Source organism: Burkholderia sp. 9779_493 (assembly GCF_015712215.1).
Lineage (GTDB): Bacteria > Pseudomonadota > Gammaproteobacteria > Burkholderiales > Burkholderiaceae > Burkholderia > Burkholderia cenocepacia.
In genome coordinates this window covers 20,970-39,027 of the sequence record NZ_JACCQA010000011.1, presented here as the reverse complement: position 1 = coordinate 39,027, position 18,058 = coordinate 20,970, and the positions used below count along the sequence as shown (strand labels likewise).

General features: G+C 69.3%; 13 protein-coding genes. 8 read left to right on the top strand and 5 right to left on the bottom strand.

The features are described from left to right. Window positions 1–37 precede the first annotated feature (37 nt). Genes H0X95_RS13335 through H0X95_RS13325 form a run of 3 tightly spaced genes read right to left on the bottom strand, consistent with a single transcriptional unit; the run spans window position 38 to window position 3,907 of the window. Complete coding sequence (locus H0X95_RS13335) at window positions 38–1,942, bottom strand: dipeptide ABC transporter ATP-binding protein (protein WP_048985807.1); 1,905 nt, start codon at window positions 1,940–1,942, stop codon at window positions 38–40. A gap of 25 nt (window positions 1,943–1,967) precedes the next feature. Beyond that, a complete protein-coding gene (locus tag H0X95_RS13330; protein WP_006482631.1) occupies window positions 1,968–2,966 on the bottom strand; it encodes an isoaspartyl peptidase/L-asparaginase family protein in 999 nt (332 codons plus the stop codon). Then, window positions 2,963–3,907, bottom strand: coding sequence for a MurR/RpiR family transcriptional regulator (locus tag H0X95_RS13325; RefSeq protein ID WP_006482638.1), 945 nt, complete (start codon window positions 3,905–3,907; stop codon window positions 2,963–2,965). The genes H0X95_RS13330 and H0X95_RS13325 overlap by 4 nt, the downstream gene beginning before the upstream one ends. A 471-nt stretch (window positions 3,908–4,378) precedes the next feature. Here H0X95_RS13325 and H0X95_RS13320 point away from each other — a divergent pair, with 471 nt between their 5' ends. The 5 genes from H0X95_RS13320 to H0X95_RS13300 all read left to right on the top strand — a co-directional run bounded on the left by H0X95_RS13320 (window position 4,379) and on the right by H0X95_RS13300 (window position 12,052). After that, window positions 4,379–5,650: an MFS transporter gene (locus tag H0X95_RS13320; RefSeq protein WP_196446078.1), complete on the top strand. Its 1,272-nt coding sequence runs from the start codon at window positions 4,379–4,381 to the stop codon at window positions 5,648–5,650. 27 nt (window positions 5,651–5,677) lie between these two features. Then, the gene (locus H0X95_RS13315; RefSeq protein WP_059723254.1) at window positions 5,678–8,098 is read left to right on the top strand and encodes a glycoside hydrolase family 31 protein; all 2,421 of its coding nucleotides are present in this window, start codon (window positions 5,678–5,680) and stop codon (window positions 8,096–8,098) included. Between the two features lie 114 nt (window positions 8,099–8,212). After that, entirely contained in the window at window positions 8,213–9,400 is a 1,188-nt protein-coding gene (locus tag H0X95_RS13310; RefSeq protein WP_006495036.1) for a porin, read from the top strand. 322 nt (window positions 9,401–9,722) lie between these two features. Then, entirely contained in the window at window positions 9,723–11,744 is a 2,022-nt protein-coding gene (locus tag H0X95_RS13305; RefSeq protein ID WP_059723251.1) for a BCCT family transporter, read from the top strand. After that, the gene (locus tag H0X95_RS13300) at window positions 11,741–12,052 is read left to right on the top strand and encodes a hypothetical protein (RefSeq protein ID WP_006495039.1); all 312 of its coding nucleotides are present in this window, start codon (window positions 11,741–11,743) and stop codon (window positions 12,050–12,052) included. The genes H0X95_RS13305 and H0X95_RS13300 overlap by 4 nt, the downstream gene beginning before the upstream one ends. 94 nt (window positions 12,053–12,146) lie before the next feature. Here the strand turns inward: H0X95_RS13300 and H0X95_RS13295 are convergent, their stop codons facing one another. After that, the gene (locus H0X95_RS13295) at window positions 12,147–12,995 is read right to left on the bottom strand and encodes a class I SAM-dependent methyltransferase (RefSeq protein WP_059723248.1); all 849 of its coding nucleotides are present in this window, start codon (window positions 12,993–12,995) and stop codon (window positions 12,147–12,149) included. A gap of 164 nt (window positions 12,996–13,159) precedes the next feature. On the opposite strand from H0X95_RS13295, the gene H0X95_RS13290 reads away from it, so the two are divergent. The 3 genes from H0X95_RS13290 (at window position 13,160) to H0X95_RS13280 (ending at window position 16,380) form a co-directional block, all read left to right on the top strand. Continuing rightward, on the top strand, window positions 13,160–14,623 hold the full coding sequence (locus H0X95_RS13290) for a metallophosphoesterase family protein (RefSeq protein WP_196446077.1): 1,464 nt from the start codon (window positions 13,160–13,162) through the stop codon (window positions 14,621–14,623). After that, window positions 14,620–16,005, top strand: a complete 1,386-nt coding sequence (locus H0X95_RS13285) for a cytochrome-c peroxidase (RefSeq protein WP_059723244.1) — start codon at window positions 14,620–14,622, stop codon at window positions 16,003–16,005. Before H0X95_RS13290 ends, H0X95_RS13285 begins: the two co-directional genes overlap by 4 nt. 96 nt (window positions 16,006–16,101) lie before the next feature. Beyond that, complete coding sequence (locus H0X95_RS13280) at window positions 16,102–16,380, top strand: hypothetical protein (RefSeq protein WP_006488718.1); 279 nt, start codon at window positions 16,102–16,104, stop codon at window positions 16,378–16,380. 84 nt (window positions 16,381–16,464) lie between these two features. On the opposite strand, the gene H0X95_RS13275 is transcribed toward H0X95_RS13280, so the two are convergent. Continuing rightward, complete coding sequence (locus H0X95_RS13275) at window positions 16,465–17,949, bottom strand: aminotransferase-like domain-containing protein (RefSeq protein WP_408580720.1); 1,485 nt, start codon at window positions 17,947–17,949, stop codon at window positions 16,465–16,467. Window positions 17,950–18,058 lie beyond the last annotated feature (109 nt).

Sequence of the window (18,058 nt, the reverse complement as noted above, 5' to 3'; positions counted from 1 at the left end):
ACTCGCGCGCCGTCATCGCGGCGCACGACTCCACCACTCAATACGCGCCGCCGACGCGATGCGTCGCGACGTAATGATCGGGACCGACCGCGACGAGCGGCGCGACGACCGGCTCGTCGCCGACCGCGCGGATCGGGCTCGGAATCTCGTCCGCCGCGAGCTGGCGCGGCGCATGCCGGCGCGCGGGATCGGCGACCGGCACCGCGCTCATCAGCTTCTTCGTGTACGGATGCTGCGGCGCCTCGAACACCGCGCGACGCGGGCCGATCTCGACGATCTGGCCCAGATACATCACCGCGACGCGATGGCTGACGCGCTCGACCACCGCCATGTCGTGCGAGATGAACAGGTACGCGACGCCGAGCTCGCGCTGCAGGTCGAGCATCAGGTTGACGATCTGCGCCTGCACCGACACGTCGAGCGCCGACACCGACTCGTCGGCGATCACGACCTTCGGGTTCAGCGCGAGCGCACGCGCGATCGCGATCCGCTGGCGCTGGCCGCCCGAGAATTCGTGCGGATAGCGGCGCGCGGCTTCCGGCGGCAGGCCGACCTTGTCGAGCAGCCAGTCGACGCGCGCCTGCGCCTCGGCGCCGCTCGCGACGCCGTGCACGAGCAGCGGCTCCATGATCGAGAAGCCGACGGTCAGGCGCGGGTTCAGCGAGGCGAACGGGTCCTGGAAGATGAACTGGATGTTGCGGCGCAGCGCCTGCAGGTCCGGGCCCTTCAGCGCGCTGATGTCGCGGCCGTCGAATTCGATCGAGCCGCTTTGCGATTCGACGAGGCGCAACAGCGAACGACCGGTGGTCGACTTGCCGCAGCCCGATTCGCCGACGAGCGCGAGCGTCTCGCCCGCGCGCAACTCGAAGCTCACGCGCTCGACCGCATGCACGTATTGCGACACGCGGCCGAACACGCCGCTCTTCACCGGAAAGCGCGTGACGAGATCGCGCACGCGCAGGATCGGCGGCGCGGCATGATCGACGGGCGGCTGCGCGTCGTTCGCGGCGGACGCCGTGGTCGGGGCCGGCGCCGTCGCGCTGGTGCCGTCCACCTTCAGCAGCGGGAATTTCTCGGGGGCGTCGGTGCCCTGCATCGAGCCGAGCCGCGGCACGGCCGCGAGCAGCGCGCGCGTGTAGCGATGCGCGGGCGTCGCGAAGATGCGGTCCGACCCGCCCTCCTCGACCTTCTCGCCGCGGTACATCACGAGCACGCGGTCGGCGACTTCGGCCACCACACCCATGTCGTGCGTGATGAAGATCACGCCCATGTTCATTTCGTCCTGCAGCCCGCGCACCAGTTGCAGGATCTGCGCCTGGATCGTCACGTCGAGCGCGGTCGTCGGCTCGTCGGCGATCAGCAGCGCGGGCCGGCACGACAGCGCCATCGCGATCATCACGCGCTGCCGCATCCCGCCCGACAACTGGTGCGGATAGCGCGCGAACACGCGGCGCGCTTCCGGGATGCGCACCAGATCGAGCAGCCGCAGCGCCTCCGCGCGCGCTTCGGCCGTGCCCTTCGACTGGTGCAGCGCGATCGCCTCGCTGATCTGGTCGCCGACGGTGAACACCGGGTTCAGCGACGTCATCGGCTCCTGGAAGATCATCGCGATGTCCGCGCCGCGGATGCCGCGCATCGTCGCGGCACTCGCCTGCGCGAGATCGACCAGCGCGCCGCCACGGCGCCGGAACGCGATCCGTCCGCTCGTGATCTCGCCGCCGCCGTGCTCGACGAGGCGCATCAGCGCGAGCGACGTGACCGACTTGCCCGAGCCCGATTCGCCGACGATCGCGAGCGTCTCGCCGCGATCGACGTGAAACGACACGTTGCGCACCGCGTCGAACGTCGCGCCTTCGCGGCGGAACGTGACCGACAGGTCGTCGACGGCCACCACGCGCTGCTCGGGCAGCGCCAGCGGCGACGGGTTACGGCTCGAAGTCATGCGTGTCTCCTCGTGCGATCCGGAATCAGGCCGCGTCGTCGCGGTAGATGCCGACGACCGGCGCTTCACCGACGCGCGCGTAGCCGCGGTACATCCCTTCGGTGTTGAACGGCATCGCGACGTTGCCCTGTGCGTCGACCGCGATGATCCCGCCGCGGCCCGCGAGACGCGGCAGCTTGTTCATCACGACGTCGTGCGCGGCGTCGGCGAGCGACGCGCCGCGATACGCGATCTGCGCGGCGACGTCGTAGGCCGTCGCGAGCCGCATGAACATCTCGCCGGTGCCCGTCGACGAGACCGCGCAGGTCGCGTCGTCCGCGTAGCAGCCGGCGCCGATGATCGGCGAATCGCCGACGCGCCCCGGCTGCTTGTTCGTGATGCCGCCCGTCGACGTCGCCGCCGCGATGTGGCCGTTCAGGTCGCACGCGACCGCGCCGACCGTGCCGTGCTTGCGGTCCGGATCGAGCGGCTCGGCCGGCTGCGGCTGTTGCTGCGACTGGCCGAACACGAACGTCGCCGCATCGTGATCGAGCATCGCGCCGGCCGCCGCGCGCGCCTTCACCCACTGCGCATGCCGCGATTCGGTGTCGAAGTAGCCGGGTTCCGCGAGTTCGAGCCCCTGCGCGGCGGCGAACGCATCGGCGCCCGCGCCGGCGAACAGCACGTGCTCGCTCGCCTCCATCACGCGCCGCGCGGCGAGCACCGGGTTGCGCACGCGGGTCGCGCAGCAGATCGCGCCGGCGCCGAGCGTCGCGCCGTCCATGACCGCCGCGTCGAGTTCGTGCTTGCCTTCGGCCGTATACACGGCGCCGCGCCCGGCGTTGAACAGCGGGCAGTCCTCGAGCATCCGCACCGCGACGGTGACGGCGTCGAGCGCGCTGCCGCCATCGGCCAGCACGCGCTGCGCGGCCTGCAGGATCGCGGTGAGTTCGGCGCGGTACCGACGTTCGGTGTCGGTATCCATCGCTTCGCGCAGGATCGTGCCTGCGCCGCCGTGAATCGCGACGATCGCGGGTGAAGTCATGATTTTTTCGGACGTGGGGAAGAAGGGTTGGTGGCCGGCAGCGCCGCTTGCGGCTGCACGAGCCACGGCAGCAGGAATTCGGTCATCTCGGCGGCGGATTTCGCGGACCGGTGCGTGCGCAGCGCGACCGCATCGATCAGCGCCTCGATCATCGTCAGCACGGCGGCTTCCGACGTGGCCGCGAAACGCCGTTCGGCCTTGACGTACAGGTTCAGCGACGCGATCGGCGCGAGCGGCGATTGCGGGCCGTCGGAGATGCCGAGCACGCGCGCCCCGCGCGCCGCCGCGCGACGGGCCAGCTCGATCGTGTCCTTCACGTAGCGCGGAAACGCGAGCGCGATCACGAGATCGCGCGAATCGGCCGTGTACAGGCGCCGCGCCGCGTGCGACGGGCCACCGAGCAGCGCGAGCGACTGCACGCTGTCATGGCAGACGGACAGTCCGTGCTCCATCAGGCCGGTGAGAAACGCGCTCGACCCGGCGCCGAGAATCAGCACGCGCCGCGCGCCGACGATCGCCTCGACCGCCGCCTCGACATCGGCCGCGTCCAGTTGCGCACGCGTGTTCTCGATGTTGGCGGCAGCCTGGTCGAATACCGCGTCGATCCACGCGGCGCCGCGCACGCCGGACTCCTGCTCCTGCGCGGAACGCAGCCGTTCGACCGGTCCGAGCGTGGCCTCGAAGCCGCGCACGAGCGCCGCGCGCATCGCCGGATAGCCGTCGAAACCGAGCGCCTTCGCGAAGCGGTTCGCGGTCGCGATCGATGCATTCACGGCCTGCGCGAGCTCATCGATCCGCATCGTCGCCGCGCGAAACGGGTTCGCGAGCACGAACTCGCCCATGCGCCGGTGAATCGGCGTCATCAACGGCATCGCCGACGCGATCCGCTCGGCGATCGCGGGTTCGTCGTGACTGACATCGTGCGGAACGAGGGGCGTCATGCGAAGGGTCGTTGCAAGGTGGATGAAAATCAATTTACACAATCTATCTCGAAAAAAGAAATAAATTTTCATCAGGGTTGTCACGCCCCGCCGGGTGTCCATCGACCGTCCGGAAGATCGCCCGGCCCCGCCGCACGGGCCTCTGGCGGCCGAGCGCCGGGTGTCGCCGCTCATCGGCTTGCCGTCCGCCATCGGGAAAACCCCGAGCAGGTTCGTTCGAATGCAGATTCACGTTGACCGGATTCGCATTCGAACATAGGATGTTCGAAAATGATCAGTCGTCAGATAACATTGCAGTTTGATGACGGCGGAATGTTCGCTCGAACACCGTGATTTCGATATAAACCGGGTAAAACCGGCGCGCATCAAGATCGGACATCGTACAAATAAACGAAACGAGCCATCTCGAATGGATGGCCCTCACGGACCGGGCAGGCGCCGCGCGCCCGCCCTGCCTGACAGGAGACAGCAGTGAAGACAGTCAAGGCGTTGCGCTGGTGGATCATCGTGCTCGTGTGTCTCGGCACGATCCTCAACTACCTCGCACGGAATTCCCTCGCGGTGCTCGCGCCCGAACTCAAGCAGGTGTTCGCGATCTCGACGCAGCAGTACTCGTACATCGTCGGCGCGTTCCAGATCGGCTACACGATCATGCAGCCGGTATGCGGGTTCATCGTCGATCTGATCGGGCTGCGGCTCGGGTTCGCGCTGTTCGCGATGCTGTGGTCGGTGGTCGGCGTCGCGCACGGCTTCGCGTCGGGCTGGCTGTCGCTCGGCATCCTGCGCGGCTTGCTGGGCCTGTTCGAGGCCGCCGCGATTCCATCGGGGATGAAGGCCGTCGCCGAGTGGTTTCCCGATCGCGAGAAATCCGTCGCGGTCGGCTACTTCAACGCGGGCACGTCGCTCGGCGCCGCGATCGCGCCGCCGCTCGTCGTGTTCCTGTCGATGCGGTTCGGCTGGCAGGCCGCGTTCATGGCCACCGGCGCGCTCGGGTTCGTGTGGGCCGCGCTGTGGTACACGCAGTACCGTTCGCCGGCCGCTCATCCGCGCATCACGCCGCAGGAACGCACGCTGATCCGCGACGGCCAGGCCACGATGCCGCCCGTGTCGACGCGCCGCATCCGCGACGTCGTCACCGCCCGGCGCTTCTGGGCCATCGCGCTGCCGCGCTTCTTCGCGGAACCCGCGTGGCAAACTTTCAGCTTCTGGATTCCGCTGTACCTCGCGACCGAGCGCCACATGCCACTCACGCAGATCGCGGTGTTCGCGTGGATGCCGTTTCTCGCGGCCGACCTGGGCGGCATCGCGGGCGGCTACCTGTCGCCCTACCTCGCGAATCGCTTCAGGCTGCCGCTCGTGTGGTCGCGCGTCGCGGGCGTCGCGCTCGGCGCGCTGCTGATGCTCGGGCCGGCGATGATCGGGCTCGCGTCGTCGCCGTACACCGCGATCGCACTCTTCTGCGTCGGCGGCTTCGCGCACCAGATGATCTCCGCGCTCGTCAACACGCTGTCGGCCGACGTGTTCGACCCCGAGGAAGTCGCCACGGCGAGCGGCTTCGCCGGAATGGCCGCGTGGATCGGCGGCCTCGGCTTCTCGCTGCTGGTCGGCGCGCTCGCCGACAAGATCGGCTATGCGCCGCTGTTCGCGTGCCTCGGCCTGTTCGACATCATCGGCGTCACGCTGCTCGCGGTGCTGATCCGCGGCCAGTCGAAGCAGGAACGCCTGCTCGCGCAGCACGCCTGATCTCCGCCTTTACCAGGAATCGCATTCATGACTTCGCTTCTTCATCCGCCCGTGTTCCGCGTCGACAGCCACCACGCGAACCGTGTGCTGCTCGCGTCCGATACGGGCGCCACCGTCGAAATCTTCGTGCTCGAGGACGACATCGTGCGGGTGCGCGTGCTGCCCGACGCGACCGCGCGCAACCCGCGCACGTGGACCATCGCGCCCGGTCTCGACGACGTGCCGCTCGACGGCCGCGACCGCCTCGACCTGAGCGACTTCACGCTGCCCGGGTACGAACTGACCGAGGACGACGACGGCGTGCGCATCGAAACCGCGCGGATCCGGCTCGCGGTGCGCCGGCAAGGCGGCCATTGCACGTGGTCGATGCGCGGCGCGGATGGCGCATGGCGCGTCGCACTCGCCGACCGCGCGACGCAGGCGTACAACTTCGGCTGGTGGGACGACCGCGTGTATCACTACGTCGCCCGCGAGCGCGGCGACCAGGTCTTCGGCCTCGGCGAACGCGCGGGCGAACTCGACCGCACGGGCACACGCTTCGAGATGCGCAACATCGACGCGATGGGCTACAGCGCGAAACACACGGACCCGCTGTACAAGCACATCCCGTTCTACATCACGTGGTCGCCCGATGCATGCCAGGGCTTCGGGCTGTTCTACGACACGCTGTCGGACTGCTCGTTCGACATGGGCCGCGAGCTCGACAACTATCACGGCCCGTACCGCTATTTCGTCGCCGAGCACGGCGATCTCGACTACTACTTCATCGCGTCGCCCGATACGCCGCTCGCGGCCACGCGGCGCTTCACGTGGCTGACCGGGCGCCCCGCGCGCACGCCGAAATGGGGGCTCGGCTATTCGGGCTCGACGATGAGCTACACCGATGCGCCGGACGCGCAGCAGCAGATGAACCAGTTCGTCGAGCAGTGCGACGCGCACGACATCCTGTGCGATTCGTTCCACCTGTCGTCGGGCTATACGTCGATCGGCGCGAAGCGCTACGTGTTCAACTGGAACCGCGACAAGTTTCCCGATGCGAAAGGTTTCGTGCAGCACTATCGCGACCATGGCATCCGCCTGTGCGCGAACATCAAGCCGTGCCTGCTGCGCGACCATCCGGCCTTCGACGACGCCGCGCAGCGCGGGCTGCTGATCCGCTCGGCGTCCGGCGAGCCCGCGTGGGTGCAGTTCTGGGACGAAGTCGGCGCGTACCTCGACTTCACGCAGCCGGACGCATACCGCTGGTGGCGCGAGCAGGTCACGTCGGCGCTGCTGGAATACGGGATCGAATCGACCTGGAACGACAACAACGAATACGAGATCTGGTCGCCCGACGCGATCGCGCACGGCTTCGGCCAGCCGTTCCCGGCGCGCGAAGCGAAGGTGCTGCAGACGATGCTGATGATGCGTGCGTCGCGCGACGCGCAGCGCGCGCATGCGCCGGCGCGGCGGCCGTTCCTCGTGTCGCGCTCCGGCGGCGCGGGCATGCAGCGCTACGTGCAGACGTGGTCCGGCGACAACTACACGTCGTGGGAAACGCTGCGCTACAACCTGAAGATGGGCCTCGGGCTCGCGCTGTCGGGCGTGTCGAACATCGGCCACGACATCGGCGGCTTCTCCGGCCCCGCGCCGTCGCCCGAATTGCTGCTGCGCTGGGTGCAGTTCGGCATCTTCATGCCGCGTTTCAGCATCCATTCGTGGAACGACGACGGCACCGTCAACGAACCGTGGATGTACCCGGAGATCACCGCGCAGATCGCGTCGCTGATCAAGCAGCGCTACCGGCTGCTGCCGTACCTCTATCACCTGCTGTGGCTGTCGACGACGCGCTACGAGCCCGTGCTGCGGCCGACGCTCGCCGACTTCCCCGGCGATGCGCGCTGCTACGACGCGTGCGACGACATGATGCTCGGCGACGCGCTGCTGGTCGCGCCGGTCGTCGATCCCGGCCAGACCGAGCGCACGGTGTATCTGCCGTCGGGCGCACGCTGGACCTGCTGCGCGAGTGCGCAGTCGTTCGACGGCGGCGCGAGCGTGACGCTGCCCGCACCGCTCGACACGCCGGTGATGCTGCTGCGCGAAGGCCGCGTGCTGCCGCTGAACGTCGCGGAACAGCATTTCGGGGCGCGCGCCGACACGCGCGGCTTCCTCGTCGCACCACGGATCGAGGATGGCGTCGCGTATGGCGAATGCGTCGAGGACGACGGCGAGACGGAAGCATGGCGCGACGGCGAATACGGACTGTGGCGCATCGAGACCGGCCGCGAGGCGTCCGGCGTGCTCGGCGTGTCGGTCCGCTGGGACGGCCGCCCGGCGCGCCCGGCCGAGCGCGTCGAGATCCTGCTGCCCGCGTCGCTGCAAGGCCCGGTGGCCGTGCGCGGCGCACGTGTCGAGCAGGATGCGCGGGACGGCGCATGGCGCCGCCTCGTCGTCGCGTTCGACCACTGAACCACTGAATCGCAAGCAGCCCCGATCAGGCGGGCCGTTCGCGCGGTCCGCCGCCTGCCACAGAGGAGGCATTCAACCTCCCCTTGAAAAGATGAAGCACCCCGGAGATCGACAATGAAAGCACCCGTCAACCGTTATGCAATCCTCATTTTATCGGCCGCATCGCTCGGTACGACCGCCGCTCATGCGCAGAGCAGCGTGACGCTGTACGGCGTCGTCGACGATTCGCTCGCGTACGTGAACAACCAGCAGGGACATTCGAACGTCTACATGCGCGACGGCAACCTGTACGCGTCGAAGTTCGGGCTGCGCGGCGACGAGGATCTCGGCGGCGGCACGCACGCGATCTTCGACCTCCAGGCCGGGTTCAACCTGAATACGGGCGCGCAGGCCGCCGCCGGCACGATCTTCAATCGCCAGGCCTTCGTCGGCCTGCGCAACGCCAGCTACGGCACGGTCACGGCCGGCCGCCAGTACACCCCCTACTTCCTGTTGGTCGGCCCGTACGCGTCGAGCAGCTGGCTGACCGGCGCCACCGGGGCCCATCCGGGCGACATCGACGGCCTCGACACGACGATCCGCGTCAACAATTCGGTTACCTATACGTCCCCGACCTTCGCCGGGCTGACCGCGAGCGCAATGTACGCGTTCGGCGGCATTGCCGGCGCGACCGGCAAGGGCAACACGTTCAGCGCCGCGCTGCGCTACGCGAACGGGCCGGTCGGCATCGCGGCCGGCTACCTGCGGATCAACAGCTCGGGCTCGTCCGCCGGCTTCCTGAACCCGGCCACCGCGTCGTCGGGCAGCTTCGCGGTGTCCGTGCTGAACCAGGGCTACCTGAGCGCGAAAGCGGTCGAACAGGTGGCGGCGGCCGGCAACTACACGCTCGGCGACCTGACGCTGGGGCTCAACTATTCGAACGTGAAGTACCTGCCCGGCAACGGCTCGGCGTTCACCGACACGGCAGTGTTCAACACCTACGGCGCGCTTGCCGCATACCGCTTCACGCCGACGTTCTCGGTGGCCGGCGCATTCGCGTACACGCTCGCATCGAAGGCAAACGGTGTCGCGAGCGCGGCCCGTTATCAACAATATTCGCTGAAGGAGTCGTACAGCCTGTCGAAACGCACGACGCTCTACGCGCTGCAGGCGTACACGCATTCGAGCGGGCAGACGCTCGGTGCGCAGGGCGCCGGCCACATCGTCGACGCGGCGCCGATCGTCGGCGATTCGCAGCAGCTCACGCCGTCGACCACGCACGGCCAGTTCGTCGGCATGGCCGGGATCGCCGTCACGTTCTGAAACCCGCCCGGCGGCGCCTTCGGCGCGCCGCCTGTGCCCGGACGATACGCATGCCGTGCGTGCCCGTCCGGGCGCCCGATCCGCGTTCGCCGCTGCCTTCGCGCCGCCGTTTTCCCCGCCCCGCCGGCCCGCCACGCACACCGCGCGGGTTTTCTCGATCGCCGCGATACCTTACAATTCGTCAGGTTTGCCCCTTCTGCATGCCCCCTTCTTGCAGTCCTGACACCGCGGTACACTCGACGCACGCCGTATCAGGGTCCGACGCGCCACAGGCGCGCCGGGCGGCGTCGCGCCTCGTTGCGCCCACAACTGGATGCCCGCCATGCCGGATTCCCGTCCCATGCCCCGCACGACATTCAAGCCGCAGGTCGTCCTGCCGGCGCTCGCCGTCATCGGCGCACTACTCGTCGTATGCGCACTGCACCCGAGCGAAGCCGGCGCGCTGTTCTCCGCCGGCCAGCAATGGGTCATCGCACGTTTCGACTGGTTCTACGTGCTCGCCGTCACCGGCTTCCTCGTGTTTCTCGTGCTGATCGCCGCCAGCGACTTCGGCAATATCCGGCTCGGCCCCGACGATGCCGAACCCGAATTCAGCTTCGTGTCGTGGACGGCCATGCTGTTCGCGGCCGGCATGGGCATCGGCCTGATGTACTTCGGCGTCGGCGAGCCGATGCAGCACTTCCTGAAGCCGCCGACCGTCGACCCCGGCACGCCTGCCGCCGCGCGCGAGGCGATGCTGATGACCTTCTTCCACTGGGGCTTCCATGCGTGGGCGATCTACGGGCTGATGGGGCTCGTGCTCGCGTACTTCGGCTTCCGCTACAACCTGCCGCTGACGCTGCGCTCGGGGCTGTATCCGGTGCTGCGCGAGCGCATCAACGGCTGGATCGGCCACACCGTCGATGCGTTCGCGCTGGTCGGCACGGTCGCCGGGATCGCGACGACGCTCGGCTACGGCGTGATGCAGCTGAGCGCGGGCCTGCATACGGTCGCCGGGTGGGACACGGGCAGCAACCTGTTCCGCATCGGGCTCGTCGCGGTGGTCGTGATCCTCGCGGGCGTGTCGGCCGCGACCGGCCTCGACAAGGGCGTGCGCCGGCTGTCCGAGCTGAACCTGCTGCTCGCGTTCCTGCTGCTCGCCTTCGTGGTCGTCGCGGGCCCGACGGCCTTCCTGCTGCGCGCGCTCGGCGACAACATCGGCCAGTACCTGTCGAGCCTCGTCGACCTGTCGTTCCGCACCTACGCGTATGCGCCGCCGCGCGAGGAAGGCTGGTTCGGCGGCTGGACGATCCTCTACTGGGCATGGTGGGTGTCGTGGTCGCCGTTCGTCGGCATGTTCATCGCGCGCATCTCGCGCGGCCGCACGATCCGCCAGTTCGTGATCGGCGTGCTGCTGGTGCCGACCGCGTTCAACCTCGTGTGGATGACCGTGTTCGGCAACAGCGCGATCTGGCTCGATACGCACGGCGCGGCCGGCGCGCTCGCGCAGACGGCCACCAACGTCGATGCGCTGCTGTTCCGCTTCTTCGATTTCCTGCCGTTGCCGCAACTGCTGTCGATCGTCGCGATCGTGCTGATCGCGGTGTTCTTCGTCACGTCCGCCGATTCGGGCGCGTTCGTGATCGACCAGATCGCGACGCGCGGCAGCGCGCAGTCGCCGGTCTGGCAGCGGCTGTTCTGGGCCGCGCTGCTCGGCGTGACGGCCGCGGTCCTGCTCGTCGCGGGCGGGCTCGGCGCGCTGCAGGCGATGACGCTGATCGCCGCGCTGCCGGTGGCCATCATCATGCTCGCGCTCTGCTACGGGCTGTGGCGCGGGCTCGCGGCCGATCGCGCGCACTATTCGCAGGACGTCGCGCCTGCAACGAGCTTCTGGACCGGCCAGCACTGGCGCCATCGCCTGACGCACATCCTGCGGCAGACGACCGAGGCCGAGGCGCGCCAGTTCGTCGCGGAAACGGTCGAACCCGCGCTGCGCAAGGTCGCCGACGAGTTGCGCGCGAGCGGCGTCGATGCGCACGTGCAGCGCGACGGCGACGATGCGGTGCGGCTCACCGTGCCGACCGCCGAACACCGCGATTTCGTGTACGGCGTGCGCGTCACCGCGAAATCCGCGGCCGCGTTCCTGGTGCGCGAGGCGGCCGAACCGGACGAAGCGCGTGCGCACGTGTATGGCATCGTCACGTTCTTCGAGGACGGCCGGCTCGGCTACGACGTCGAATACCTGCGCGGCGACGAAGTGATCGCCGACGTGCTGCGCCAATATGAACGCTACGTGTCGCTGGCCGCGGACAAGCGCACGCACCTGCTCAGCCGGGCTCCGGGACACGCGACGGAGGCCGAATGAGCGGGCTGCTGCACAGCCGCGCGGCCGACGTCATCGCGCTCGGCACCCTCGCCGTGCTGTACCTTGGCGGCGCGGGCCTCGCGCTGTGGCGGATCCGCGCCGCGGCGCCGCTCGGCAAGGTCTACTGGACCGTCTGCGCGGCGCTGCTCGCTGGCGGCGCCGTCGCGATGGGCGGCAACCTGTCGCCGGTGCCGAACAGCGGCGAAATGCCGCCCGGTTTCGCGCTCGGCGCCGAGGCCGTGCTGCTCGGCCTCGCGCTGGTGGCCGGTGGTTGCGCGTGGCTGATGCTGCGCGCGCGCAAACGCTGATACCCGCAGGCCCCGCTTCGTCACGCGCACACCGCAGCATGTGGGGCGAACGGGCCGTCGCCCCTTCCCTGATCCGCTGCTTTCACGCGACGCGTCATGCGGACGGCGCACGCGCCGTCACGAGCCAACACGCCGCATCGAAGCGCACCTCGGCGCCGTGCACGTACGGCTCGAACGCCGCGCGCATCGTATCGATCACGCGCCGCCGCGTCGCTTCGTCCGTCTCCAGCAACGCCAGGCCGACCGGGCCCAGCCGCGCAACGTAGTCGTCCAGCGCGGCCTTGGGCAGCACACATGACCGCTCGACCGGCTCGATCGCAACATCGGCCCAGCCGCTGTCCGCCAGCACCGACGCGATCCGCTGGCGGTCGCCGAACGCGAACTGCCCCGGCGCGCCGGGCTGCCGCGCGGGCAGGTTCGGCAGCAGCGGCGCGGCCGCCCGCTCGGCCGTCGTCATGAACGGGTTGTCGGCCGCGCCGCGCCACGCGACGAACCGCATCTGCGCGGCGGGCCGCGCCGCCTGCCGCAGGTTCGCGAACGCCCGCACCGGATCGTCGAAGAACATCACGCCGAGGCGCGACACGATCAGGTCGACGCTCGCCGGCTCGAATGCATGCGTCTGCACGTCCGCGCACACGAACCGGGCAGGCAGGCCGCTGCGTTCGGCACGCGCCCGCGCGGCGTCGATCATCCGCGCCGAAATGTCGATGCCCGTGCACTGCGCGCTCGCGCCGAGCCGCCTCGCGATCGCGAGCGTAACGGCGCCGGTGCCGCAGCCGACATCGAGCACGCGCGTGGCTGACGACGTGGCCGCGGCCGCCGCCAGCAGCGTTTCGAACGGCTCGAACATCCGGTCCAGCAGCGCCTGCGCATCGACCCACGCGCGCCCCGACGGACCGTTCCATAGCGCGGCTTGCGCTTCGTTGGGCCGGTTGGTTTCCATCGTCGATCCCCTTCCGATTCATTGATGACGAACCGGACTGTGCTGCTTCAAGCCGGCTTGAAGTCAAGGCCGGCCCGTGCGCGCCTGCGTCGTGCCCCGTTTTTCACATTTCTTACATTCGCGCTGCGTATCGTTGACGACTTTCCTACGGTGCCTCCCCTCCCATGCGACGATTCCTCACGCGCGCGCTGCTCGTACGTTGCGCCCCTCTGGTTGCCCTCGCCACGCTGTCCGCGTGCTCGAATCACATCGATACGCCGGACGATCCGGCCAGCGCGTCGGCCAACGTCCAGGCCGCATGGGTCGAGATCGGCGATGCGAACCAGGCGATCGCGCGCGTCATCACGAACTACACGCCCGCGTCGGCCAGCGATCCGCTGTGCCCGCAGTTGACCGTCGACGGCAAGCTGTCGCGCATGACGCTGCGCGCAGCCGCCGCGACCGTCGCCCAGCGGCCGACCGCCAGCGACCCGGCCGATTCGAAACCATCGAGCTTCCCGGTGTCCGTCTGCGAGGCGACGCTGCCGGCCGGCGCGCAGGCGGCGAGCGTCGCGGGCCGCACGCTGCCGCTGCCGAAAGCGCAGCCGCAGCGCATCGCGATCATCGCCGACACGGGTTGCCGGATGAAGAAGGCCGACAACGCCTGGCAGGCGTGCAACGATGCCGCGGTCTGGCCGCTCGACACCATCGCGGCCAGCGTCGCGAAGCTGTCGCCGGATCTCGTGCTGCACGTCGGCGACTACCACTATCGCGAAAACGCATGCCCGCCGGACATCGCCGGCTGCAAGGACAGCCCGTGGGGCTACGGCTGGGATACGTGGCAGGCCGACCTGTTCCGCCCGGCCGCGCCGTTGCTCGCGAAGGCGCCGTGGGTCGTCGTGCGCGGCAATCACGAGGAATGCGCGCGGGCCGGCCAGGGCTGGTTCCGCTTCCTCGACCCGCGCCCGTATTCGGCCGCACGCTCGTGCGACGATCCGGCCAACGACAACAACGCGAACTATTCGGAACCCTATGCGGTGTCGCTCGGCGGCGGTTCGCAGGTGATCGTGTTCGATACCGCGAAGGTCGGCCGCACGCCGCTCAAGACGACCGACGCGCAGTTCGGCATCTACCAGAAACAATTCCAGACGGTCGCCTCGCTCGCGTCGAAGGCCGGCATGACGACGACGATCTTCACGAACCATCATCCGATCCTCGCGTTCGCGCCGATCGCCGGCAGCACGCCCGCGCCGGGCAACCTCGCGCTGCAATCGGTGATGTCGAGCCTCAACGCGCAGGCGTACTACCCGCCGGGCATGCACGTCGCGCTGCATGGCCACGTGCATGATTTCCAGGCGATCAACTTCTCGTCCGGGCACCCGGCGACGATCGTGTCCGGCAACGGCGGCGACAACCTCGACGTCGCGCTGCCCGACCCGTTCCCGGCCGGCCTGACGCCCGCGCCGGGCGCCGTGATCGAGCGGCTGTCGCACAACAACAGCTTCGGTTTCCTGATCATGGAGCGCAACGCGGCACCGGCGACGGGCTGGGTGTTCCATGCGTATTCGGCGGCCGGCAAGCTACTCGCGTCGTGCAACCAGTCGGGCACGACGCTCGCCTGCGACAAGACGGGATTCATCGCGCCGTGAGTAAAGCAGGTCGATGTGAAGGCCACGGCGTACGTGGCCGGCGGACGCTGCACGCGCTTGCCGCCACCCTGTTCGCCGGCCTGACGCTCACGGCCCACGCCGCGCCTGCGGAAACGGTCCTGCTTCCGGGCGCACCGCCGTCGCGCGTCGTCGACACGATCGGCAACGGCACGCCGCAGGTGACCGGCAAGATCGACGCGGCCACCGCGCGCTTCGCGCCGGACCCGATGCTCGTCGCGCTCGGCCGCCGGATCTTCTTCGACCCGCGGCTGTCCGAGCCGCGCGGTATGTCCTGCGCGGGCTGCCACGACCCGGGCCGCGCGTTCGCGCCGACGCTGTCGGCCGCGGCGCTGGCGGGGCCTGGCGTGCCGGAAGGCAGCCGGCCCGGGCGCTTCAGCCAGCGCAACGCGCCGTCGCTGCTGTATGTGCGCTACGTGCCGCGCCGCCACTTCTACCAGGACGACGATGCGCCCGCGCCGTCGCCGTTCGGCGGCCTGTTCAGCGACGGTCGCGCGGATACGCTCGCCGAGCAGATCCGCGGGCCGCTGTTCGATCCGAACGAGATGAACAACCGGTCGCCTGCCGCGCTGCTGCGCAAGGTCAACGCGACCGAACTCGCGCCCGATCTCGCCGCACGCTTCGGCGCGCCGGTGCGACGCGATCCCGAACAACTGGTGCGTGCGCTGGGCTCGGCCGTCGAAGCCTACCTGCAGAGCGACGAAATGGCGCCGTTCACGTCGCGCTTCGATGCGTTCCTGCGCACGCGCAAGCCGCTCGCGCCGGCCGAGATGCGCGGCCTCGCGCTGTTCAGGAATCCGGACAAGGGCAATTGCATGACCTGCCACACGCTGTCGGACACGTCGAGCCGCCCGGAACGCTCGCTGTTCACCGATTTCGGCTACGACGCGATCGCGGTGCCGCGCAACCGCGCGCTGCCGGCGAACCGCGACCCGCGCCATTTCGACAACGGGCTATGCGACACCGCGCGGCGGCTGCGCTGGCCCGAACCGACGCAATGGTGCGGCTACCTGCGCACGCCCGGGCTGCGCAACGTCGCGGTCAAGCAGACGTTCATGCACAACGGCGTGTTCACGACGCTGCGCGACGCGGTCGCGTTCTACAACACGCGCTCGACCGATCCCGGCTTCTGGTATCACGGCGCCAAGACGTTCGACGACGTGCCGGCCGCCTATCGCGGCAACATCAACGTCAACTCGACGCCGATGAACCGCCGGCCCGGCACGCCACCCGCGCTGACCGACGCGGAAATCGACGACATCGTCGCGTTCCTCGGCACGCTGACCGACGCGCGCTATACGGGCCGCGCCGCCCCGACCGCCCCCGCCGCCCGGATCACGCGCGCCGCCGCGCCGGTGCGCTGACCCTGGCCGAACGGCCAGCCGACGCGCGCCCGCTTGCGGTTACCGCAAACACTGGTTATATTTACAGTACTGTATTTATGAACAGTGAGGTGCGCGATGGAACATCTGGTCCGTATCGTCAACGACACCGATCGCCAAGTGCTGGCGTGGCTGCGTGCCCAGGTCGGCGATGCCCGCGTCGAGCGCGCGGCACGTCAGCTCGGGCATACGCGCAAGCCCTTTCCGTCGGCCGTGTGCCGATATCTGGGCATGAGCGCGCCGGCCACGCTGCGGCCTGCCGCCGCCCGGCCGCGCGCGGCACGCGATTTCTCGGTGGGCGATCGCTACCTGTCGCTGATTCGCCAGCACCTCGCCACGCACACGGTCGGCCGATGAAATGGCGGCGGCTCGCCGCTTCGGTCCCGCGTCCGGCCGGCGCACTCGCGTATTCGCAAGTCCGGCCGGCCGCCGCCGTCGCGCTTACGCGGCCGCCATGGCTTCCCGTACGAGGCGGCCGAGCGTGTCGAACGCTGCCTCGTGCACCGCATCGAATACGCGCGTGCAGGCGAGCCGGATATAGCCGTCGAAACGGTCCGAATTCGAGAAGATCGAACCGGGCGCGATCTTGACGCCATGTGCCAGCGCGGCGTCGAACAGCGCATCGGAGCGCACGCCTTCCGGCAGCGCGATCCACAGCAGCATCCCGCCCGGCGGCTGGTTCATCCGCGTGCCGGCCGGGAAATGCCGCGCAATCGCGTCGATCGTCACGTCGCGCTGCACGCGCAGCTGTTCGCGGAACCGGTGCAGGTGCCGATCGAACGCGCCCGAGCCCACGAATTCGGCCGCCACGGCCTGCAGCAGCGCGGCGTTGTGCCGGCTGTGCGCGAATTTCAGCATCCTCACACGCGCATGCCAGCGGCCCGCACTCATCCAGCCGAGCCGCATCCCGGGCGCCAGCACCTTGTTGAACGACGGGCAATAGATCACCGTGCCGTCGCAATCCCATGCCTTGACCGGCCTGACCGCGTGCGGCGCCTCGACGAGCTCGCGATAAGGCTCGTCCTCGATCACGGCCACGCCGTGGCGCGAGCACAGCGCGACGAGCGCAGCCTTGCGCTCGTCGGGCATCACGCAGCCGAGCGGGTTTTGCAGGTTCGGCACGACGACCACGGCCCGGATGTCCGGATAGGCTGCCAGCGCCACGTCGAGCGCCTCGATCGACAGGCCCGTCGTCGGGCTTGCCGGGATTTCGAGTGCCCGCAGGCCGAGGCTTTCGAGCAGCTGGATCAGCCCGAAGAAGGCCGGCGATTCGATCGCGATCGTGTCGCCGGGCCGCGCGACCGCACGCAGCGCGAGATTCACCGCGTCGACGCCGCCGCTCGTCGACATCACGTCGTCCGGCGTCAGCGTCACACCGTAGGACAACGCGCGTTTGGCCATCGTCTGCCGGAATTCGGGCGAACCGCCGACGGGCCCCGCATCGGTCAGCAACGTGGGTTTGCGCCGCAGCAGCCGGATCGCCAGCGCCTGCAGGCGCTCGGTCGGATACAGCGCGGCATGCGCGGAAGCGCCGCCGAGATTCAGCGCATCGGTCGCCGCGTTCGCACGGTCGATCACGCGCGAGACGCGTTCGTGCAGCCCCGCGAACGGCGGCTCGACACTCAGCGGCGGCCCGTCGCTTTCCGGCAGCGTGTCGAGCATGGCCACCGCGCGGCGGCGCACGAAGTAACCCGAACGCGGTTTCGCATCGCACCAGCCCGTATCCTCGAGCCGCCGGAACGCCTGGATCGCGGTCGACAGGCTCACGCCGTGCTGCGCCATGCACGCACGGACCGACGGCATCCGGTCGCCGGGCGACAGCGTGCCGGCCGCGATGATGCGGCGGTAATGTTCGGCGAGCCGTTCGTAAAGCGGCTCGCCGTCCATCGGCAAAGGCGTACGGGAAGCGTCGGCGAAAGGCGTCATGCGGACCATCGTGCCCGTGCCCCATCGCGCACGCCAGATACAGATTCGAGGGAAACCCACCGATACAGCAGCGCGAAACCGCCGCCTGCACCGCAACAGATTCCCGTCC

Coding starts and splice junctions, on each gene's coding strand:
- H0X95_RS13290 (WP_196446077.1), top strand. CDS start 13,160: ATGCGACGATTCCTCACGCGCGCGCTGCTCGTACGTTGCGCCCCTCTG.
- H0X95_RS13295 (WP_059723248.1), bottom strand. CDS start 12,995: ATGGAAACCAACCGGCCCAACGAAGCGCAAGCCGCGCTATGGAACGGT.
- H0X95_RS13325 (WP_006482638.1), bottom strand. CDS start 3,907: ATGACGCCCCTCGTTCCGCACGATGTCAGTCACGACGAACCCGCGATC.
- H0X95_RS13305 (WP_059723251.1), top strand. CDS start 9,723: ATGCCGGATTCCCGTCCCATGCCCCGCACGACATTCAAGCCGCAGGTC.
- H0X95_RS13310 (WP_006495036.1), top strand. CDS start 8,213: ATGAAAGCACCCGTCAACCGTTATGCAATCCTCATTTTATCGGCCGCA.
- H0X95_RS13280 (WP_006488718.1), top strand. CDS start 16,102: ATGGAACATCTGGTCCGTATCGTCAACGACACCGATCGCCAAGTGCTG.
- H0X95_RS13315 (WP_059723254.1), top strand. CDS start 5,678: ATGACTTCGCTTCTTCATCCGCCCGTGTTCCGCGTCGACAGCCACCAC.
- H0X95_RS13300 (WP_006495039.1), top strand. CDS start 11,741: ATGAGCGGGCTGCTGCACAGCCGCGCGGCCGACGTCATCGCGCTCGGC.
- H0X95_RS13330 (WP_006482631.1), bottom strand. CDS start 2,966: ATGACTTCACCCGCGATCGTCGCGATTCACGGCGGCGCAGGCACGATC.
- H0X95_RS13275 (WP_408580720.1), bottom strand. CDS start 17,949: ATGACGCCTTTCGCCGACGCTTCCCGTACGCCTTTGCCGATGGACGGC.
- H0X95_RS13335 (WP_048985807.1), bottom strand. CDS start 1,942: ATGACTTCGAGCCGTAACCCGTCGCCGCTGGCGCTGCCCGAGCAGCGC.